Here is a 21379-nt window from a genome sequence, read left to right as displayed (position 1 = left end):
TATTTTAGAAATGAGATGTTATAATCTTAATGGATATAAGTTGGAAAAAGGGGTTTTACATTATGTTATTGGAAAATGTTAAGCTTCCAGCGATTCAACCTTTTACCTCTAGCTATTTAAAGGAAGATAACAACGTTCTTTCTTTTTTTCATAGTGGGTTTACGAATCAGGAAGTTTTCTACACACGGATGAAGGAATTGCAAGAGCGTAAATTTCATCGTCATTCGCTTGCTGAATGTATAGACAACTATATGGCGGATTTACCACAAAGCTCTGCTGTAAAACACTCGATTAATAAATTAAGAGAAGATGGTCTCGTTGTCATAGGTGGTCAGCAAGCCGGATTATTAACAGGTCCCCTATACACAATACATAAAGTCATCTCAATCATTCAACTAGCAAAGCAGCAAGAAAAAGCTCTTGGGCATCCAGTCATCCCAGTTTTTTGGATCGCAGGAGAAGATCATGATTTTTTAGAAATCAATCATGTTTACGTTGAAAACGACCTTCAACTACACAAAAAAGGGTATCCTGAACGTGTACTAGATAAAAGGATGGCATCAGCTACTGAATTTGACCGAGACACGATGAAAAAATGGGTTCGTTCTATTATAAGAGAATTTGGAGAAACGACTCATACGTCTGCTCTTCTTACGCAATTGGACGAAGCGATTAACCAAACCTCAACGATTACAAAATTCTTTGCACATCTTATTATGAACATGTTTAAAGAAGAGGGATTGCTTGTTATTGATGCAGCTGACCTTTCGTTACGGAAAATTGAGCAACCTTTTTTTCAGCAATTGCTGAATGAAAGTGATCGCATAACAGAGCTTGTTCATAAACAACAAGCGCTTGTTCAAGAAAATGGATTTAATCCGATGATTGACATTGCTTCCAATGCAGTAAATTTATTTATCACGATTGAAGATGAACGGATTTTACTTTTTAAAACAGAACAAGGATATGAAGATAAGAGTGGTCAACTTGTTTTGACAAAAGAAGAGTTGGAGGCAGTTATTGAAAAGTCACCAGAGAAAATAAGCAACAATGTTGTAACAAGGCCGATGATGCAGGAATGGCTTTTTCCTTCACTAGCCTTTGTTGCTGGTCCTGGAGAAATTGCCTACTGGGCAGAACTGAAAACAGCTTTTGAAAAAATGGAGATGAAAATGCCTCCTATAGTACCAAGACTTAACATTACAATTGTAGAGCGTGACATCTCACAAAAGTGTGCTGAATTACAACTGGAACTAGCTACTGTATTAGAACATGGAACTAGAGAACAAAAAGAAAAATATTTGAAGAGTGTCAAAGATGAAACAATGGACAAATATATAGAAGAAACTGAAAAATGGCTTGAACAGCAATATGAAAAAATTACATCAGAAGCAGATAGCATGCACCCTGGGTTATCGTCAATCGTTTCAAAAAACTTGTCCATTCACCAGCAGCAATTAGCCTTTTTGAAAAAGAAAACAGATGATCACATCGCGCTAAAGAACAAAGTGATGCTCTCGAAATACGATCGAATTGCATCTAGTCTAAAGCCAGGCGACGGTCCTCAAGAGCGGATGTGGAATGTATTTTATTTTCTTAATCGCTATGGAACAGATTTTGTCACACAACTAACTTCAATCGAATACCAATTTGATGGTGACCACAAAGCGGTTTCCATTTAATCGAGTATAGGCCATCTCCCTATTGCGAGGGAGGTGGCTGTTTTATTTAGAGGTTTCCTTTCCTCCACATCTCACCACTAAACATAGAGATGCCTAATTTATGTAGATCGTATGACCTGTCAGTTAGAACTATTTGAATATTCTATATAATCGATAGTGAAACTACATTACAGTTGTGTTAGAATATGAGAAAGAAGTGGTACGAAGTGGGGGACTGTGGTACATTTAGGTGGAAAGGTGGTTAGTTCGCATGTTCATGGGAGAATATCAACACAATATTGATACGAAAGGGCGAATTATCGTCCCTGCAAAATACCGTGAACATGTAGAAGACGTCTTTGTCATTACCCGTGGACTTGATCAATGTCTTTTTGGTTATCCTATGGAAGAATGGCGCCGCCTTGAAGAAAAAGTTCGATCACTACCTGTTACTAAAAAAGATGCCAGAGCATTTGCTCGTTTTTTCTTCTCTGGAGCTGTGGAGTGCGAGATTGACAAGCAAGGACGTATCAACCTACCTAAAAATTTACTAAACTATGCAAAAATTGAAAAAGAATGTATGATACTTGGTGTATCAAGTCGAATTGAAATCTGGGGACAATCCGTTTGGGATGATTATTTAGCTCAATCTGAAGATTCATTTGCTGAAATAGCAGAAAACCTCATCGATTTTGATTTATAGACTTAGATAACGTATTTGAGGTGACCCTGATGTTTGACCATACTACTGTGTTGTTAAAAGAAACGGTTGATGGATTAGCAATTCGACCAAATGGAATTTATGTTGACTGTACCTTAGGAGGAGCCGGACATAGTGAATACTTATTGTCCCAGCTGCAACCAGAAGGTCATTTATATTGTTTTGATCAAGATGAGACTGCGATTATCCATGCAAAGCAAAAACTAAGTGGATACGCAGGACAAGTTACATTTATCCAAGCGAATTTTCGCTATTTAAAAGAAGAGTTGGCAAAGCATGATGTAGGTGAAGTGGATGGAATTCTTTATGATTTAGGGGTGTCCTCACCTCAGCTTGATACTCCAGAAAGAGGATTTAGCTACCACAATGATGCTCCTTTGGACATGAGAATGGATCAATCTGCTTCTTTATCTGCTAAGACGATCGTCAATGAATGGGCGTTTGAAGACTTAGTTCGTATTTTTTATCGTTATGGTGAAGAAAAGTTTTCAAAGCAAATCGCTCGTAAAATTGAAGCTGCAAGAGAAAAGAAAGTCATAGAAACAACTGGTGAACTCGTTGAATTGATCAAAGATGGAATTCCTGCTCCAGCTAGGCGAAAAGGTGGTCATCCAGCAAAGCGAGTGTTTCAAGCGATTAGGATTGCAGTAAATGATGAACTAGGTGTCGTTGAAGAATCATTAGAGCAAGCGATGGAGCTAATTAAACCAAGTGGGCGAATTAGCGTGATCACTTTCCATTCATTGGAAGATCGTATTTGCAAAACGATGTTTAAAAAAGCAGCACAGGGACCTGAGTTACCTCACGGGTTACCAGTTATCCCGCAAGAATACAAACCGTTATTTAAATTAGTTACAAGGAAACCGATTGTGGCAAGTGATGTTGAATTAGAAGGTAATAATCGATCACGCTCAGCGAAACTTCGTATTGTAGAAAAAACGAAAAGTTAATCGTTAAGAGGGGGGAATTAGGATGGTAAGCTCAGCAAGGCAACTGAAGGAGCAACAACAAGTTGAAAAAGTAAAGCGAGTACGGGTTATAAAGGATCAATCTTCAAGGTTTACACTAGGTGAAAAGATACTAGCAATTGGTTTTATTGCATTTATCCTTTTTGCGAGTGTTCAAGTCATTTATACTCAAGCAGAGATATATCAAACGAACAAAGATATTCAAGCTCTCGAATCCAAAATTGTTGATCAACAAAATATTAACAAAGACCACTCCACCCAAATCAGCCAGAAGACTACACCTGAACGTGTATTGGAAAAGGCGAAAGAACTTGGTCTTACTCTAGATGAAAATAAAGTGAAGGGCGTAACACAGCCATGAGCGTGAAAATCATTCGAGCACTAAAACAAAATTGGGGAGCCTACCTTTTATTTATAGTATTTGGTGCTCTCTTTTTTGCTTTACTTACAAGGTTTTCGACACTTCAAATCACGGGTGAGCTAGAAGGCGTAGATTTGGCTGCTCGAGCTCAATCACAGTACGAAAGAGAGCAGATTTTAGAAGCAGAAAGAGGGAAAATTCTTGATACAAATGGTGAAGTCATTGCAGAAGATGCACAGACTTATAAACTCGTTGCTGTACTCGATGAAGATTTAACGACAAATGAAGATAATCCGCAACATGTTGATGATCCTGAAAAAACAGCTGAAATCCTAGCAAAATATATTGATCTTTCCGAGGAAGAAATTCTTGAACGATTGAATTCTGACAAAAAACAGATCGAATTTGGATCAGAAGGAAAAGATATTCCACTAGAATTCAAAATGAAAATTGAAAAAGAAGAACTACCTGGTATTCTCTTTACACCATCACTTAAGCGATTTTATCCGAATGGAATTTTTTCTTCCCATTTAATTGGCTTTACCAAATCAGAAGAAAATGAAGAAGGTAGAACAATTAAAACGGTAGGCGAAATGGGGATTGAACAAAGCCTCAATAAATACTTAAAAGGAACAGACGGTTCTCTGAAGTCTCAAGAAGATGCAAGTGATTTTTTATTGCCAACCGGTAAAAAATCAGTTGTGGAAGCGGAAGATGGTCATGACGTGTATTTGACGTTAGATAAAAAAATTCAAACGTTTTTAGAAGATGCAATGAGCCAAGTTGCCGATGAATACAGTCCGGAAAAAATGGTTGGAGTCGTTGTAAACGTGAAAACAGGTGAAATTTTCGCGATGAGTCAACGACCGACGTTTGATCCTGATACAAGAGAAGGTCTTGAAAATTGGCTCAATGATATCGTTGAAAGTACTTTCGAACCAGGATCTTCGTTTAAGACGTTCTCATTAGCTGCGGCCATCGAAGAAGACGTTTTTGATCCGAATGACGCGTTTGAATCAGGGACTTATCAAGTGTTAGATCAAACGATACGTGATCATAATTATGGTGCTGGTTGGGGGACAATCAGTTACCTTGAAGGAGTACAGCGTTCATCAAACGTCGCTTTTGCTTATCTTCTTGAAAAGATGGGTGAAAATACATTTGAATCCTACTTAAAGGCGTTTGGATTTGGCTCTAAAACAGGGGTTGACTTGCCGAATGAAGCAGCAGGGAATATCCTCTATAATTACCCAGTTGAAAAAGTGACAACGATTTTTGGACAAGGTACAACCGTCACACCGCTTCAGATGATTCAAGCTGAAACAGCAATTGCAAACGATGGTAAGATGATGAAGCCTCATGTAATCTCCAAAATAGTCGATCCAAATACAGGAGAAACAGTCCATGAAAGTGAACCTGAAGTGGTGGGTGAACCAATCTCAAAAGAAACCGCCGAGCAAGTTCGAGACGTTTTAGCATCTACTGTTACATCAGAGGTTGGGACGGGTCAACCATTTGCTATTCAAGGCTATGATGTAGCAGGAAAGTCAGGGCAAGCTCAAATTCCAGATCTTGATAAAGGTGGTTATATGACAGGGCAAGACAATTATTTGTTTTCCTTTATGGGTATGGCACCAGCTGATGACCCAGAATTAATCGTTTATATTGCCATTCAACAACCAACTCTACCAGAGGGAGAGCTCGGATCTGTGCCTGTTTCAAAAGTGTTTAATCCTGTAATGTTAAATAGTCTTAAATATTTAAATATCGAATCTGCCGAAGTGCCTTCTAAGGAAACCGTTGAAGTGCAAGATTTAGTAGGTGAGAATGTTGAAGACGCAAAGGTTTCTCTTGAACAAGCAGGACTCACTCCAGTTGTTTTAGGCGATGGTTCAACCGTTGTAGACCAATCATCTAGTGAAACATCACTACTAGATGGAGAGCGTGTCGTTTTGTTGACAGATGGTGACCTATCGATCCCAGATTTAACTAATTGGTCCGTGCGTGACGTGACAAAAGTAGCGATGCTTGCCGGACTTGAACTAAGTACGTCAGGCTCGGGATATGCGACAAATCAAAGCATCAAAGCTGATACACCTTTATCAGGAGACGAACAGTTAATGGTTTCTTTCAAAACACATGATGAAGAAACATAAGAATTTTTCCAAACTAAACGACCCGATAATAGCCTGTTCTGGCTGGGAGGAAGCAATAGCTTCATTGGCCGTAGACAAACATTTTCTAAGCAAGCAACTTGTTTAGAAAATGTTTTTTGTCATGTCCATCTTTTTGAACTCATATAGTGAAGGTATCACATTATAGGAGGATATTGCTCCTTGAAAAAGCCATCGATTCGTACCATACGTAAAAGGTTGATTATTGCTTTGATGTTGTTCTCTGCCATCATCTTGATTATGACCACACGAATGTTTATCGTTCAATTTGTTTCTCATAACACACTTTTAACGAAGGCATTGGACAGTTGGAGTAGAGAGTTGCCTATGGAAGCACAACGAGGAACGATTTATGATCGAAATGGTGAGATTATTGTAACGAACAAGCTTGCACCGAGTGTTTTTATCATTCCAAGACAAATTGAAGACAGAGCAGCGACAGCAAAGGCGCTAGCTGAGATTTTGAATATGCCTGAAGAAAAAGCGCTAGAATACATTGAAAAGCCAAGTTACATGGAAAAAATACACCCTGAAGGACGTAAGCTATCCTTTGAACAAGTTCGGCAAATAGAGGACGCAGAATTAGCAGGTGTATTCATTGCTGATGATTATGAACGGCAATATCCAAATGATCGTTCACTGTCCCATGTGCTTGGGTTTATTGGTGTGGATAACCAAGGTTTGTCAGGCCTGGAGCTCATGCATGATGATATGCTTAAGGGAGAGAATGGAACAATTGATTTTTACACAGACGCAAAAGGACAAGATATGGAAGACATGACCGCGCAATATAATACGCCAACGGATGGGAATGATTTGTATTTAACGATTGATGAACGAATTCAAACAATATTAGAACGTGAATTGACGAACGCTCAAATAGAATACGATCCAGACCAAATGCTCGCCATAGCGATGGATCCAAAGACTGGAGAAATACTTGGGATGGCTAGTAGACCAGATTTTCATCCATTATCTTACCAAGAAACAACCCCTGAGATTTATAATCGTATTTTACCTATTTGGAGTACATACGAGCCTGGTTCCACCTTTAAAATAATTACGCTTGCTGCTGCACTAGAAGAAGGCAAGGTGGATCTTAATAAGGATGAATTTTATGATCCAGGTCATGTGGAAATAGCTGGGACCCGACTGCGTTGCTGGGACCGTGATGGTCATGGACAACAAACTTTTTTAGAAGTTGTACAAAACTCATGTAACCCAGGATTTGTTGAAATGGGAAATCGTTTAGGTGAAGATACACTGTTTAGTTATATTGATAAATTTGGCTTTGGTGAAAAAACGGGGATTGATTTGCAAGGTGAATCAAGCGGAATCCTATTTCCACTAGACGAAGTAGGACCTCTTGAGTTAGCGACCACAGCATTTGGTCAAGGTGTATCGGTCACACCCATTCAACAAATTACAGCAGTTTCAGCAGCAGTCAATGGTGGGTATCTACCTACTCCATATATCGCTAAAAAGTGGGTTGATCCAGAGAGCGGTGAAACCGTTGAGGAAATAGAGCCAGACATAAAAAGAAGAGTTATATCTGAAGACACGTCAAAACAAGTGCGTGAAGCCTTAGAAACAGTCGTTGCTCAAGGTACCGGTAGAGGGGCATTTGTTGATATGTACAGGGTAGGCGGGAAAACGGGAACCGCTCAAAAAGTAGAAGACGGTCAATATATGGAAGATAGCTACATTGTTTCTTTTATTGGATTTGCCCCAAGTGATGATCCTGAACTGATCGTTTATGTAGCGATTGATCACCCTAAAAATACAGTTCAATTTGGAGGCGTAGTAGCTGCTCCGATCGTAGGAAATATTTTAGAAGATGGATTAGGCGTGTTAGGTGTCGAACCTAGAGAGACGCAAGTGGAGAAAGAGTATCGTTGGCCTGACCCTATAACGTATACCGTGCCAGATTTTATTGGTATGACGACTAAAGAACTAAAAGAAGTGCTATTGCCGTTAGAATTGGACATACAAGGAACTGGAGATATAGTCATTGAACAATCGCCAGGTCCAAAAGTGACAGTGAATGAAGGATCAACTATTCGAATTATGATGGGGGATGAAGAGTAAGGGATGGAATTGGAATCAATTTTAAACTACAATATAAGTAGTTTGTTATGTATTGGAGTTAGGAGTTGAAAAGATGAGACTTTCTGAGTTATTAAGTTGCTTGCCTTTTTATGAGATGACAGGACCGGCTTTCGATCCTGTCATTCAATCGATCTCTCATCATCACCAAGACGTAAATCCAGGCGCGCTGTTTATAGCGTTAAAGGGTGGACGGGCAGATGGTAAGGATTTTATCGACCAGGCAATTCTAAACGGAGCAGTTGCGATTTTATGTGATCGTGACTTCACTCTACCTATTCCTGTGGTCCAAGTCAGTAATCTCAGGCAGGCCTTAGCACAAATTACTAACTTATTTTATGAATACCCTAGTTACAACATGAATGTGATTGGCGTGACAGGGACAAATGGAAAAACGACTGTCTCTCATATGATTGAATCTGTTATTAGTCAAGAGGGAGAACAAACGGGTGTCATTGGAACGCTATATATGAAACAAGGAAATCACACGAAAAAAGCGCTTAATACCACACCAGACAATTTGCTGCTGCAACAAACTTTACTGGATTTTTTATCACAAAAGGTGACTACAGCAATTATTGAAGTTTCTTCTCATGGACTTGCCCAGGGAAGAATGTTCGGGTGTGATGTCGATATTGCTGTTTTTACAAACTTAACTCAAGACCATTTGGACTATCATGGATCGATGGATCATTATAAATGGTCCAAGAGTTTACTGTTTTCTCAGCTAGGTCATCAGCATTTTACCAACTATCCAAAATTTGCAATCATAAATAATGATGATCCTTTTTCTGCGACGATTAGCCAATCAACATCCGCACATATTATTTCCTATGGTTTAACAGAGCAATCAGATGTCTATGCAAGTAATGTCCATTTTGGGAGGCACGACACTTCCTTTACTGTACATACACCAATTGGATCAACATCCATTGGCATTCCAGTTGTCGGTGTTTTTAACGTCTACAATGCGCTCGCTGCTATTTCTACAGCCGTAGCAAAAAAGATTTCTCTTAGTGACATTGCAAAGGGTCTTTCTACGTTGCCGAGTGTACCAGGTAGGTTTGAACTCGTTGAAGCGAAACAAACATTTACTGTAATTGTGGACTACGCACACACACCTGACAGTTTGCGGAATGTGCTACAAGCGATTGCTATGATGAAAGCGAAACGAATTTTTGTGGTGGTGGGGTGTGGTGGGGATCGAGATCGAACGAAGCGCCCACTAATGGCTAAAGTGGCGTGTGACAACGCAACGGATGTTATTTTTACTTCAGATAATCCAAGAAGTGAGTCCCCTACGGCAATTATTAAGGATATGGAACAGGGAGTAGTTGGATGTCGGTACACCGTTTTACCAGATCGAAGAGAAGCAATTGAATTTGCCATCAATCAAGCTGCAATAGACGATGTGATTTTAATTGCAGGTAAGGGACATGAAAAAGTTCAAATTATCGGTGATCAGACCCTTCCATTTGACGATAAGAAAGTTGCTTATGAAATTTTAACAAAGTCAAACAATTCACTTCTCGCAAACGAATAGATTCTTATGACAAAGTGCTATTTTAGCAGTTGACCATGATGCAGGGTGTAGCCGCCGTGTCATTTTGGTCAATAATGGCTAATAGCACTTTTTTTATTGATAGCCTCCTGTTGCTGTTAGAATTTGTATCGTTCCCTTCAACAGTTCATAGCAAAGTCAAGGATTGAGGCCTACTTCAATTTTTAAAAATAAATAACACTTTACCTTAACTCATTTCCCTACTATGATTATATAGGGTCTTTTCGAGTAAGATGGTCCACGATATGGTACAATGACTTTGTTTATGATTACATAGGTAAAGGCATTTGTAAGGAGGAACAAGTATGTCAATTTGGGCGATATTTCTTGCCTTATTCACTGGATTTATTGCGACCGTTGCAGTATCCCCTATTTTTATTCCGTATTTAAGAAGGTTGAAATTTGGTCAAAGTATTCGGGAAGAAGGACCACAATCTCACCAAATAAAAAGCGGTACGCCTACAATGGGTGGAATCATTATTATGTTTTCTATTCTAATCACTACGATTGCGATTGCCGCTTTTTATGGTGAATTAAATGTATCCGTCTTTTTATTACTTTTCGTCACGATCACGTTTGGTGTTTTAGGGTTCTTAGACGATTTTATTAAAGTTGTGATGAAACGAAATTTAGGATTAACGTCTAAGCAAAAATTACTTGGACAAATCATTATTGCGATTATTTTTTATGTAATCTTTCAAGCGAATGACTTTTCATCGATGATTGCTGTGCCATTTACTTCATTTGAACTGAACCTAGGATTTCTCTATATAGGATTCGTCATTTTTTGGTTGGTTGGTTTTTCGAATGCTGTCAATTTGACAGATGGTTTAGATGGTTTAGTATCTGGAACCGCTGCAATTGCTTTTAGCGCATTTGCGATTATTGCTTGGCAACAAGAGCAGCTTGCGGTTGCAATTTTTTGTATGGCAGTCGTTGGAGCTGTTCTTGGCTTTTTAGTATTTAACGCGCATCCAGCAAAAGTGTTTATGGGTGATACAGGTTCACTCGCTTTAGGTGGAGCGGTAGCTACTGTCTCCATACTGGCCAAACAAGAAGTATTGTTACTGTTGATTGGTCTAGTGTTCGTAATTGAAACGTTATCAGTCATAATGCAAGTTACATCATTTAAATTAACTGGAAAACGTATTTTTAGGATGAGCCCACTGCACCATCATTTTGAGCTTGTTGGTTGGTCTGAGTGGAAGGTTGTAACTGTTTTTTGGTCAGTAGGATTAATATGTGGTGTATTAGGTGTCTTGATAGGAGTGTGGGGGTAAATGAAATCCATTTCAACATATCAAAATAAAAAGGTATTAGTTGTTGGATTAGCGAAAAGTGGTGTTGCTGCATCATTGCTCCTTCACCGTCTCGGTGCGTTTGTCACGGTAAATGACTGGAAGCCTCTTTCAGAAAATAAAGATGCACAAACTTTATTAGATGAAGGGATTAAAGTTGTTTGTGGTAGTCACCCAGTTGAACTTCTTGATGAGGGCTTTGAATTTATCGTGAAAAACCCAGGAATACCTTATACGAATGATCTTATTAAAGGTGCAATCGAAATAGGGTTGCCTGTGATAACTGAAGTTGAACTTGCCTATCAAATTAACGAATCGAAAATGATTGGAATTACTGGTACAAACGGGAAAACGACAACGACTACGCTTGTTCATCATATGATCAATGCAGATAAGCAAACAGTGTATATGGCTGGGAACATTGGAACGGTTGCTTGTGAAGTAGCACAACATGTAACTGAAGATGAAACAATGGTTGTTGAACTATCATCATTTCAATTGATGGGGATTGACCAATTCAACCCGACAATCGCAATTATAACAAACATCTATGAAGCTCATCTGGATTACCATTCGTCTCGTAATGAGTATGTAGAAGCGAAGGTTGCGATTACCCGTAATCAAACACCCGATGATTTTCTTATTGTGAATACTGATCAACCTGAACTGATGGACCGTGTGAATTTCTCAAAAGCAACGATCATTCCGTTTTCGACAACTCAAATTCTAGAAAACGGATTATATATAAAGGACGATGCGATTTATTTTAATCAAGAGAGAGTCATTCAAGTTGAAGAAATTGTCTTACCAGGTGCGCATAATTTAGAAAATATATTGGCCGCAGTTGGAGCATCAAAGCTATCTGGTGTTAGCAATGAAGCTATTTATTCTGTTTTAACAACATTCTCTGGTGTACGACACCGTACACAGTTTGTTCGAGAGTGGCAGGGACGAAAATTTTATAATGACTCAAAAGCAACAAATTTGCTTGCAACAAAAAGTGCGCTTGACGCGTTTCATACGCCAACTATTTTATTATGCGGTGGGTTAGACCGGGGCCATGAGTTTGATGAATTAGGTCCTTATTTATCAAATGTTAAAGCGATGGTTGTCTTCGGTCAAACGGCTCAAAAGATGATCGAACTCGGTCAAAAAGCTGGCATCAAAACCATAAAAAGAGTAGAAGGTGTGGAACAAAGTGTTTCAGTCGCAGCCGAGCTATCAGATGAAGGAGATATTATTCTTCTTTCGCCAGCCTGTGCTAGTTGGGATCAGCATCCAACATTTGAAGTGCGTGGTGACATATTTATTGAACAAGTGAATAAGCTGTAATAGGGCTCTAATTTGCTCAATTTCCTTTACTGTGAGGATGTAAGCGATGGACCGTTGGCTTTTTACACTTATTGTTTCTTGTGTTCTTTTTGGAATTGTCATGATTGATAGTGCAAGTTCTGTTTGGGCCTTGGATCGATTTGAGGACCAGCATTTTTTTTCGAAAAGACAAGCAGTATTTGCAGTGTTAGGTATTTTTAGTATGCTGTTTTTATCTCGTATTGATTATTGGAGATGGAAAAAGTACGCGTGGCCAATTTTTGCAGGTGGCATTGTTCTACTAATTCTTGTGTTGATCCCAGGTGTAGGTCTTGTGCGTAATGGCTCTCAAAGTTGGTTAGGTGTTGGTTCACTGTCATTACAGCCATCAGAGTTTGCGAAAATAGGGGTGCTTTTACTTCTCGCAAAGTACTTGGACAAGAACCAGCAAAACATTTCTCAGTTTCGTAAAGGAATAGCGCCACTTCTTGGTTTGTTACTTTTACCATTTGGAATTATTATGCTCCAGCCTGATTTAGGAACTGGTACAGTGATTCTAGGGACAGGTTTATCCTTGTTTTTCTTAGCAGGTGCTCCGTATCGTTTCTTTGTTGGATTATTCTTTCTTGGAGTTGCCGGTTTCACGGGACTGATTATTTCAGCTCCATATCGACTGCAACGTATAGTATCTTATTTAGATCCATGGCAAGACCCTTTAGGTGCAGGGTTTCAAATGATCCAGTCGTTGTATGCGATCGGTCCTGGAGCGGTTTTTGGTTTTGGTCTCGGTGAAAGTAGACAGAAGTATTTTTATTTACCTGAACCACAAAATGACTTTATCTTTGCTATTGTTGCTGAAGAATTAGGATTTTTTGGTGGATTTGGTTTATTGCTTCTTTTTGCTGCAATTGTGTGGCGAGGAATTTTGGTTGCATTACATGCGCCAGATCGATTTGGACAGCTATTAGCTGGTGGAATTGTATTAATGATAGGCATTCAAGTGGTGATCAACGTATCAGTAGTAATCGGATTAATTCCTGTTACAGGTATTACACTTCCTTTTATGAGTTACGGCGGGTCATCGCTATTACTTGTATTACTTTCTTGTGGCATCCTTTTAAACATCAGTAAACATCAGAAGAGAGTGTAACCGGACCGGCAGTTTGAGAGAAATCTCGAACTGCTTTTTTTTATTTAGTTCTAATAGCTAACATTTTCCGTTTAAGTTGGTGGTAAAGAACGCAGAACGCCCTCCTCGTCGGTTCCCTTTTGTCTGTCGAGCCAGAACGCCTGTTTCGCTTTTGTTTTTTATTTTACATTTTAATGATAAAGGTTTGATAGCTGTGTGTTCTTGGATTAGAATAGTGTACTATAGGGAAAAGACAGAGTCTTAGCGGCTGTGTTTTTTACACTCAGCGAATATTTGAGCTTTAAGGAGAGAAAGTATGAAAAAATTTATTAAAGCACTGCAAGCTGCAGATGTAGGGAACATTTCGCTTAATGAAAACCTTGCGAACCATACAACCATGAAAGTAGGAGGGCCAGCAGATGTTTTAGTTGAGCCCGCTTCGATCGAAAAGTTACAGCATTTAATGAATCTTATAAACGAACACAACGTTAAATGGCGCGTAATCGGAAGAGGTTCTAACCTATTAGTGAGTGACAAAGGAATTAGAGGGATCGTCATTAAACTAGGAAAAGGCATGGACGATCTAGAGATTAATGGAACTACCATTCGTGTAGACGGTGGTTATTCCATAATTGTGTTAGCAACTCAAATGGCTAGAGAAGGGCTCCATGGTTTGCAATTTTCAAGTGGTATCCCGGGCTCTGTTGGTGGATCAGTATACATGAATGCTGGTGCACATGGTTCTGATATTTCAAAGGTGTTGACTAAAGCACACATTTTGTTTGCAGAGGGCACAATGAAGTGGCTTTCTAATGAAGAATTAAAATTTACGTACCGTACGTCTATTTTACAAAAAGAGCGTCCTGGAATTGTTTTAGAAGCAGAGTTTGAGCTAACTGAAGGAAACAAAGATAACATTAAATCTGAGATGAAGAAATACAAAGATTATCGTAGGAATACGCAACCTTGGAACCATCCGTGTTCTGGAAGTATTTTTAGAAATCCGTTACCAAACTATGCAGGTCAATTGATCGAACAAGCAGGGTTAAAGGGTTTCCGACTTGGGGGAGCACAAGTTTCTACGGTACATGGAAACTTCATTGTAAATGCAGGTGGAGCAACCTCCAAAGATATTCAATCCGTTATTAAACACATTAAAAATGTTATCTGGGCTGAGTACAAAATTGAAATGGAAACGGAAGTAGAGTGGGTAGGCAATCAGGCTGACCTTAAGCGTTAGCGTTTCGTTTGATAAAGGAGAGTGAGTTCAATGGGCCAGAAGCCAGTCGTATCTCTTGAGGATCGAGTTCCTCAATTAAAGCAGCGACGTAAAAAAAGAGCGAATCGTCGATTACTGGTTGTTGTGTTGCTCTTTGTCCTGTTTATCCTTATCATTCTGTTTTTTCAATCTCCATATAGCAAAATTCAGTCCATTTCAGTGAATGGACTGAATGGGTTAACTGAAGAAGAGATAATAGAAGCGGGCGGTGTTGCGATTGGCGACTCGTTTTGGTCTACGGGTACGGACAAGGTGATAGAGGATATTAAGGATCATTTAGAAGTTAAAAATGTGTTTATCGATAAGAAGTTTCCAACTTCTTTAATTATAAAAGTTGAAGAATACCAACATATTGCTTATGTTAGTCAAGACCAGTTATTTATGCCGATTCTTGAGAATGGAGCTTCTTCAACCCCGGTCGCTGTTAATGAACTTAGTAGCCATGCTCCTATTTTAATTGGTTTCTCATCCCAAGAGATTTTAGAAAAAATGGCAACTGAACTCGCAAAGTTACCTGTTGAAGTTCAACAATCAATATCAGAAGTTTATTCGACTCCTACTGATACAGATCAAAATCATATCAATGTTTATATGAACGATGGATTTGAGGTTTCAGCGGTCATTGACACATTTGCAGAAAAGATGGCTTACTATCCTTCAATCGTAAGTGAGTTAAATCCCGATGAGAAAGGAATTATAGACCTCGAAGTTGGTTCATATTTTAAAGCTTATGAGACGAACACAGAGTAAGAAACGTCAACAGCAGTAACCATTGAAATGGAAGGATGACTATATTGTTCATAAGCATCATGTATTAATGTTTCAATGAAGTTTTGATTATAGGTGTTGAAGTAGTTTCAATTAATAGACAACTATATTGTGTGAACCGAAAGTTTGGCTTTTCTAGGCGTGCATCTTGGTGTAGACTTATATTTAGCAGCGATTTTTTTCGATTGGTGTTCGTCAATTCCAAAATATCGCTGTGATTTGACATATTTTGTTAGTTTGATGGATTGAAAAGAAAAAATGAACAAAATTGTCAAATAAATAAAGGCTTTTACTTCTTTATGTTGAATGATAGATAGTAAATATTAATTTAGTAAAATAAAATGAAATTAATTGTGTTTGAAGGAGGTGCCACAAGGTGAATAACAATGAATATTTTGTTAGTTTAGATATAGGGACATCAAATGTGAAGGTGCTAATCGCGGAATTGGTTCATGACTCTCTCAACATTATCGGAGTAGGTAATGTCCAATCAGAAGGTATTCGTAAAGGGTCAATAGTCGATATTGATGAAACGGTCCAATCGATCCAAAAAGCGGTTGATCAAGCTGAAAGAATGACAGGTCTTGATATACATAATGTTATTGTCGGTATTCCAGGAAACCACGTTTTTCTTTCGCCTTGTCATGGCGTCGTTGCTGTTTCAACAGAAGATAAAGAGATTCGTAATGAAGATGTAGCACGCGTTATTGATGCTGCTCAAGTGATGCCTATCTCGCCTGAAAGAGAAATCATCAATATTGTTCCACGTCAATTTATTGTAGATGGACTAGATGAAATAAAAGATCCTCGTGGCATGATTGGTGTTCGCCTTGAAATGGAAGGAACAGTTGTTACAGGTTCTAAGACGATGCTTCATAATATTTTACGCTGTGTTGAACGGGCGGGGCTTGAAGTTGCAGATATATTCTTACAACCGCTTGCGGCAGGTACAATCGCATTGTCTAAAGATGAGCAAAGTCTTGGAACAGCCATTATCGATATTGGTGGTGGTTCCACGAGTATTGCTGTTTTTGAACAAGGGCATTTAATAGCAACATCCACCGTGCCGGTTGGTGGGGAGCACATCACAAAAGATTTATCGATCGGTCTTCGTACAACCACCGAAGATGCTGAATCAATAAAGATAAAGCATGGACATGCATTTTATGATTATGCATCAGAAGATGAAGTTTTTAGTGTTCCAATTATCGGAAGTGATCAGCACCAGCAATTTAATCAGCTTGAAATATCTGATATTATTGAAGTAAGATTAGAAGAAATGTTCGATCTTGTCTCACATGAACTTAAGAGATTAAGTATTCACGACCTCCCAGGTGGGTTTGTCCTATCTGGTGGAGTATCGAATATGCAAGGAATTCCTGAGCTCGGTCAAACGATTTTACAAAACAGAGTAAGAGTTGCGATACCAGATTATATTGGCGTTAGAGAACCTCAATATACAACGGCCGTGGGCTTAATAAAATTTGCTCATAGACATGCCAAGCTACAAGGAAGACTTGATAAGCAGCCTTCAGTATCCGAGTACGAAGGTGCCGGTGAACATTCATCAAAAAAACAACCGGACTCTAGGCCAAAACAGCCGAAACCAAAACAGAAGAATGAAGAGGGTAAGATCAAAAAGTTATTAGGGTATTTTTTTGAATAACCTTTTGAATAATCAAGTAATTTGGATGAATTAGGAGGATATATGATGTTGGATTTTGATACGAATGTAGATCATTTGGCAACCATAAAAGTCATCGGTGTAGGAGGCGGCGGTAATAACGCTGTCAATCGTATGATTGAGCACGGTGTTCAAGGGGTAGAATTTATTGCTGTTAATACAGATGCCCAAGCATTAAACCTTTCTAAAGCAGAAATTAAAATGCAAATTGGTGGCAAGCTTACACGCGGACTAGGCGCAGGAGCGAACCCTGAAGTAGGGAAAAAAGCTGCTGAAGAAAGTCGCGAACAAATTGAAGAAGCAATTAAAGGTGCTGACATGGTTTTTGTAACTGCAGGTATGGGTGGTGGTACTGGAACGGGTGCAGCACCTGTGATTGCACAGATCGCACACGAACTTGGAAGTCTGACAGTTGGTGTTGTGACTCGTCCATTTACATTTGAAGGACGCAAGCGTGCTAATCAAGCCGCTGGTGGGATTAGCTCAATGAAAGAAGCAGTAGATACACTAATCGTTATTCCAAACGATCGCCTTCTTGAAATTGTAGATAAGAGTACACCAATGCTTGAAGCCTTCCGCGAAGCAGACAATGTACTACGTCAAGGTGTACAAGGTATTTCTGATTTAATCGCTGTTCCAGGATTAATTAACCTAGACTTTGCTGATGTTAAGACAATCATGTCGAACAAAGGATCAGCATTGATGGGAATTGGTGTAGCATCAGGAGAAAATAGAGCTGCAGAAGCAGCTAAAAAAGCAATTTCAAGTCCACTGCTTGAAACATCAATCGATGGTGCGCAAGGCGTGTTAATGAACATTACGGGTGGTACGAACTTGAGCTTATATGAAGTTCAAGAAGCAGCGGATATTGTTGCAAGTGCCTCTGACCAAGAAGTAAACATGATTTTCGGTTCGGTTATTAGCGAAGATCTTAAAGACGAAATTTTAGTAACAGTTATTGCTACTGGTTTCAGTGACAACATGATCCAGCAAAAGTCTTCGAGACCACAAATGGGTGGTCAAGTAAGACAACAACAACCTTCACAAACTGCACCGAAGCGCGAACGTGAGAGAGAACAATCGAGGGAAAGAGAAGAAGCTTCTTCTTACGAACAACCAACTCGTTCATCGCAGCAACCTGTGGAAGATACATTAGATATTCCAACATTCCTGCGTAACCGTAATCGTCGACGTAGCTAATAAAACATAAAAGACTGGATTCCTTCTTGGGATTCAGTCTTTTTTTTTATAAAAAACGTGATCACTCCTCACTAGCAATGGTTTTCAAAGAAAACTAAATTGTCCTAATAATCCCCATAAATACTCGCCCAATCCCCATAATCAGTCATCATTATATTGTCCTTTGAAGAAACCGAAATAAAACCGTCGACTTGGCGGCTTGTGTCTGGCTCCCACAAAAAATTGTGGGATTAGAAAGAAAAGTTTATTCATTTCACGTATGTATTTTGACAACTTTCTCTTTTTTCGTTCGATATACTTTCTTACAAAGAAAGGGGGGACACCGCACGATGCTTCATGTTGAGGCGCTGTGGGCGTTAAACTCTTGGATTGATTGTTGTGTGTTGTGGGTTACTGGGAGAATTCTTCACCAACCACCTAGGTGGAAACGTTTTTTGCTTGCGACAACTTTAAGTACCTTCGTTCAAGTAGGGATGATTGTAGCTGTGTTACCCCCCCTTGTTGAAACAAGTGTCACCTTTCTTTTAAGTGTTTGTATCGTTATGATTTCATTCTCTGTTACTGGACTGGCTCGGTTGTTTCGTTCTTGTTTTGTTTTTTGGGCATGCACATCCTTAATTGGAGGTTTACTCTATGTTGTCCAACGCTTTCTGGTGGAATCACCTTTAGATAATTATGTTAATCATCCATTAGGTATGCTTGGTATTCTTTCAATTGTTTTAATGGGTGCAATTGTATGTTGCTCAAGAGTGGTCGAATCATTGCAGATGAAACACCTTGAAGAAACGTTTTCGTATGAAGTTGAAATTAAAGTAAATGGACAGGCATGGCATGGCTTCGGTTACCTGGATAGTGGAAATCACGTTACGGATCCTTTTTCTAAATCGCCCGTTATTTTCGCTACGTTAAATGTGGCTAATGAGCTATTACCACAACGTGTTTATGAATCTCTCCACGGTAATGAAATTTCAAACTGGCCGGTTAATTGGCAAAAGAGAGTTAGAATGATCCCCTCACGATCGGTTCATGTGTCAAACAAAATGTTAATCGGTATTTTATGTGATGATGTTACGTGTTCGCTTAATGGAAAAAAATATTCTTTAAAGAATGTACCTGTTGTCTTTACACAAGAATCACTTGCATTCGAAAAAAACTGTAATTGTTTACTTCATCCACTGCAATTATTGCCTTGTCATCAAAATTAGGGAGTGAAGAAAATATGCTATTGCTACAAGCGAAACGAATTGTCCAAATGTGGTTTCTTCAAGCATCGAATAAATTAGGGGTACGTGTAAAAGATATTTTCTATATTGGAGGAAGCGAAGCCCTACCGTCACCGCTCGATCGGGAAGAAGAAGCAGTAGTCCTTTTAAGACTTTCAAAAGGAGATGAAGAAGCCCGATCCATATTGATTGAACGAAATTTACGACTAGTTGTGTATATTGCAAGAAAGTTTGAAAACACGGGAATTAACATTGAGGATTTAATTAGTATTGGAACGATTGGGTTGATCAAAGCGATCAATACATTTGACTTGGAAAAGAAAATTAAACTTGCAACTTATGCCTCTCGTTGTATTGAAAATGAAATTTTAATGTACTTAAGACGAACAAATAAATTAAGATCTGAAGTATCATTTGATGAACCTTTGAATACGGATTGGGACGGAAATGAACTTCTTTTATCAGATGTATTGGGAACTGAAAATGATTTGATTGTAAAAGATATTGAATCACGAATGGATCGTGTTTTGTTAAAACAAGCCTTATGTATTTTAGATGAGCGAGAAACATTTATTATCGAATGCCGCTTTGGGTTGAATGGTCAACAGGAGCATACACAAAAGGATGTTGCAGATTTAATGGGCATTTCGCAATCATACATTTCTAGATTGGAAAAAAGAATTATAAGACGTCTTCAGAAAGAAGTAAATAAAATGGTTTAGAGAAAAAAGATCCAATTTCATCCAGTGGATAAATAGAATATTTTTTCTTCCAGCGGAGATACTTATCGAGAACCCATACTTCCGACTGGAGGAAAAAAGATGGCACGCAATAAAGTTGTAATTTGTGGAGTCGATACCTCAACTTTACCTATTTATAAAAACGAAGAAATGAGAAAAATTTTTACGGATTTACAAAATGGTAATGAAGAATCGAGAGAAGTTTTGGTATATGGAAATTTGCGACTTGTGTTAAGTGTGATTCAACGATTCTCGCATCGAAATGAAAACCCTGATGATCTTTTTCAAGTAGGGTGTATCGGATTATTAAAATCCATAGACAATTTTGATTTAGGTCAAAATGTCCGATTTTCAACGTATGCAGTTCCAATGATTATCGGAGAAATTCGTAGGTATTTACGTGACAATAATCCCATTCGTGTTTCTCGTTCGTTGCGTGATATCGCCTATAAATCACTTCAAGCAAAAGAACAATTGATTAGCGAAACATCAAAAGAGCCGACGATAGAAGAAATTGCTGCGCGGGTCGATTTGCCTAAAGAAGACATCTTGTTTGCACTTGATGCGATACAAGATCCTGTTTCACTATTTGAACCGATCTACCAAGACGGTGGGGATCCCATCTATGTACTTGACCAAGTGAGCGATGATCGGACAAACGATGAACAATGGGTGGAGGAGTTATCGATCAAAGAAGGATTGCACCATTTAAATGACCGTGAAAAAATGATCATTCAAAACCGTTTCTTTTTTGGTAAAACACAAATGGAAGTGGCTGATGAAATCGGTATTTCGCAAGCGCAAGTGTCAAGACTTGAAAAAGGAGCAATCAAACAAATGAATAGATATGTTCATTGAGAGGAGATAAGTGTTCTCCTCTCTTTTTGTTGCATAAAATAGATGTAACAAGGAGGGGTTAACATGAGAATATCAGAATTACAGCAAAAAGATGTCGTTTCCGTTACGGATGGAAAAAAACTTGGACCTATCGCCAACATTGATATTAATCTTAAAACGGGTATAATCGAATCCATCATTATTCAAGAAAACGGGAATTGGAAAGGGTGGTTTAGTCGAGGGGGGGAGGTCACCATCCCGTGGAAAGATTTAGTTAAAATAGGTAATGATGTTATTCTTGTGCGTGGACAAATCCTTCATGAATCTCCAAATGAACCAACTTAACCTTTTTTTACGT

General features: G+C 38.8%; 18 protein-coding genes and 1 pseudogene. All 19 read left to right on the top strand.

Features of this window, described 5'->3' with window-relative positions; genetic code table 11:
* Positions 1–62: 62 nt before the first annotated feature.
* The 19 genes and pseudogenes from bshC (at position 63) to AB1471_RS06160 (ending at position 21366) form a co-directional block, all read left to right on the top strand.
* The gene (gene bshC / locus AB1471_RS06250; protein ID WP_367778874.1) at positions 63–1682 is read left to right on the top strand and encodes a bacillithiol biosynthesis cysteine-adding enzyme BshC; all 1620 of its coding nucleotides are present in this window, start codon (positions 63–65) and stop codon (positions 1680–1682) included.
* 250 nt (positions 1683–1932) lie between these two features.
* Positions 1933–2364: a division/cell wall cluster transcriptional repressor MraZ gene (mraZ, locus tag AB1471_RS06245; protein WP_367778873.1), complete on the top strand. Its 432-nt coding sequence runs from the start codon at positions 1933–1935 to the stop codon at positions 2362–2364.
* Positions 2365–2393: 29 nt separating this feature from the next.
* A complete protein-coding gene (gene rsmH / locus AB1471_RS06240; RefSeq protein WP_367778872.1) occupies positions 2394–3332 on the top strand; it encodes a 16S rRNA (cytosine(1402)-N(4))-methyltransferase RsmH in 939 nt (312 codons plus the stop codon).
* 22 nt (positions 3333–3354) lie between these two features.
* Positions 3355–3711, top strand: coding sequence for a cell division protein FtsL (ftsL, locus tag AB1471_RS06235; protein ID WP_367778871.1), 357 nt, complete (start codon positions 3355–3357; stop codon positions 3709–3711).
* Entirely contained in the window at positions 3708–5867 is a 2160-nt protein-coding gene (locus AB1471_RS06230) for a penicillin-binding protein (protein ID WP_367778870.1), read from the top strand. Before ftsL ends, AB1471_RS06230 begins: the two co-directional genes overlap by 4 nt.
* A 180-nt stretch (positions 5868–6047) precedes the next feature.
* Entirely contained in the window at positions 6048–7973 is a 1926-nt protein-coding gene (locus tag AB1471_RS06225; RefSeq protein WP_437342336.1) for a stage V sporulation protein D, read from the top strand.
* A gap of 73 nt (positions 7974–8046) precedes the next feature.
* Complete coding sequence (locus tag AB1471_RS06220; protein ID WP_367778869.1) at positions 8047–9534, top strand: UDP-N-acetylmuramoyl-L-alanyl-D-glutamate--2,6-diaminopimelate ligase; 1488 nt, start codon at positions 8047–8049, stop codon at positions 9532–9534.
* A gap of 323 nt (positions 9535–9857) precedes the next feature.
* Positions 9858–10832 (top strand): phospho-N-acetylmuramoyl-pentapeptide-transferase, encoded by a 975-nt coding sequence (gene mraY, locus AB1471_RS06215; protein ID WP_367778868.1) that lies wholly within the window; start codon positions 9858–9860, stop codon positions 10830–10832.
* Complete coding sequence (gene murD, locus AB1471_RS06210) at positions 10833–12182, top strand: UDP-N-acetylmuramoyl-L-alanine--D-glutamate ligase (RefSeq protein ID WP_367778866.1); 1350 nt, start codon at positions 10833–10835, stop codon at positions 12180–12182.
* Between the two features lie 46 nt (positions 12183–12228).
* Positions 12229–13311, top strand: coding sequence for a stage V sporulation protein E (spoVE, locus tag AB1471_RS06205; RefSeq protein WP_367778865.1), 1083 nt, complete (start codon positions 12229–12231; stop codon positions 13309–13311).
* A gap of 295 nt (positions 13312–13606) precedes the next feature.
* Positions 13607–14530 carry a UDP-N-acetylmuramate dehydrogenase gene (gene murB, locus AB1471_RS06200; RefSeq protein WP_367778864.1) on the top strand — a complete coding sequence of 308 codons (924 nt, stop codon included), beginning with the start codon at positions 13607–13609 and terminating at the stop codon, positions 14528–14530.
* 30 nt (positions 14531–14560) lie between these two features.
* Positions 14561–15319, top strand: a complete 759-nt coding sequence (locus AB1471_RS06195; protein ID WP_367778863.1) for a cell division protein FtsQ/DivIB — start codon at positions 14561–14563, stop codon at positions 15317–15319.
* 141 nt (positions 15320–15460) lie between these two features.
* Positions 15461–15560 (top strand): annotated as a pseudogene (locus AB1471_RS06190) (DUF1290 domain-containing protein); the annotation flags it as partial.
* A 153-nt stretch (positions 15561–15713) separates the two neighbouring features.
* Positions 15714–17003, top strand: a complete 1290-nt coding sequence (gene ftsA, locus AB1471_RS06185) for a cell division protein FtsA (RefSeq protein ID WP_367778862.1) — start codon at positions 15714–15716, stop codon at positions 17001–17003.
* 45 nt (positions 17004–17048) lie between these two features.
* Complete coding sequence (ftsZ, locus tag AB1471_RS06180) at positions 17049–18221, top strand: cell division protein FtsZ (RefSeq protein WP_367778861.1); 1173 nt, start codon at positions 17049–17051, stop codon at positions 18219–18221.
* Positions 18222–18550: 329 nt separating this feature from the next.
* On the top strand, positions 18551–19426 hold the full coding sequence (locus tag AB1471_RS06175) for a sigma-E processing peptidase SpoIIGA (RefSeq protein WP_367778860.1): 876 nt from the start codon (positions 18551–18553) through the stop codon (positions 19424–19426).
* Between the two features lie 14 nt (positions 19427–19440).
* Positions 19441–20166, top strand: coding sequence for an RNA polymerase sporulation sigma factor SigE (gene sigE / locus AB1471_RS06170; protein WP_437342335.1), 726 nt, complete (start codon positions 19441–19443; stop codon positions 20164–20166).
* Between the two features lie 99 nt (positions 20167–20265).
* Entirely contained in the window at positions 20266–21042 is a 777-nt protein-coding gene (gene sigG / locus AB1471_RS06165) for an RNA polymerase sporulation sigma factor SigG (protein ID WP_367778859.1), read from the top strand.
* Between the two features lie 63 nt (positions 21043–21105).
* Positions 21106–21366 carry a YlmC/YmxH family sporulation protein gene (locus AB1471_RS06160; protein WP_367778858.1) on the top strand — a complete coding sequence of 87 codons (261 nt, stop codon included), beginning with the start codon at positions 21106–21108 and terminating at the stop codon, positions 21364–21366.
* The last annotated feature ends 13 nt before the right edge of the window (positions 21367–21379 follow it).

The sequence above is a fragment of the Jeotgalibacillus marinus genome, from assembly GCF_040801915.1.
In the GTDB taxonomy this organism is placed as follows: domain Bacteria; phylum Bacillota; class Bacilli; order Bacillales; family Jeotgalibacillaceae; genus Jeotgalibacillus; species Jeotgalibacillus marinus.
Note: the sequence above shows the minus strand (reverse complement) of the source record. Positions and strands in the feature narration are given on the sequence as shown.

Bases quoted from the DNA above. Each gene is read 5' to 3' on its own strand.
- bshC (WP_367778874.1), top strand. From the start codon at position 63: ATGTTATTGGAAAATGTTAAGCTTCCAGCGATTCAACCTTTTACCTCT.
- mraZ (WP_367778873.1), top strand. From the start codon at position 1,933: ATGTTCATGGGAGAATATCAACACAATATTGATACGAAAGGGCGAATT.
- rsmH (WP_367778872.1), top strand. From the start codon at position 2,394: ATGTTTGACCATACTACTGTGTTGTTAAAAGAAACGGTTGATGGATTA.
- ftsL (WP_367778871.1), top strand. From the start codon at position 3,355: ATGGTAAGCTCAGCAAGGCAACTGAAGGAGCAACAACAAGTTGAAAAA.
- AB1471_RS06230 (WP_367778870.1), top strand. From the start codon at position 3,708: ATGAGCGTGAAAATCATTCGAGCACTAAAACAAAATTGGGGAGCCTAC.
- AB1471_RS06220 (WP_367778869.1), top strand. From the start codon at position 8,047: ATGAGACTTTCTGAGTTATTAAGTTGCTTGCCTTTTTATGAGATGACA.
- mraY (WP_367778868.1), top strand. From the start codon at position 9,858: ATGTCAATTTGGGCGATATTTCTTGCCTTATTCACTGGATTTATTGCG.
- murD (WP_367778866.1), top strand. From the start codon at position 10,833: ATGAAATCCATTTCAACATATCAAAATAAAAAGGTATTAGTTGTTGGA.
- spoVE (WP_367778865.1), top strand. From the start codon at position 12,229: ATGGACCGTTGGCTTTTTACACTTATTGTTTCTTGTGTTCTTTTTGGA.
- murB (WP_367778864.1), top strand. From the start codon at position 13,607: ATGAAAAAATTTATTAAAGCACTGCAAGCTGCAGATGTAGGGAACATT.
- AB1471_RS06195 (WP_367778863.1), top strand. From the start codon at position 14,561: ATGGGCCAGAAGCCAGTCGTATCTCTTGAGGATCGAGTTCCTCAATTA.
- ftsZ (WP_367778861.1), top strand. From the start codon at position 17,049: ATGTTGGATTTTGATACGAATGTAGATCATTTGGCAACCATAAAAGTC.
- AB1471_RS06175 (WP_367778860.1), top strand. From the start codon at position 18,551: ATGCTTCATGTTGAGGCGCTGTGGGCGTTAAACTCTTGGATTGATTGT.
- sigE (WP_437342335.1), top strand. From the start codon at position 19,441: ATGCTATTGCTACAAGCGAAACGAATTGTCCAAATGTGGTTTCTTCAA.
- sigG (WP_367778859.1), top strand. From the start codon at position 20,266: ATGGCACGCAATAAAGTTGTAATTTGTGGAGTCGATACCTCAACTTTA.
- AB1471_RS06160 (WP_367778858.1), top strand. From the start codon at position 21,106: ATGAGAATATCAGAATTACAGCAAAAAGATGTCGTTTCCGTTACGGAT.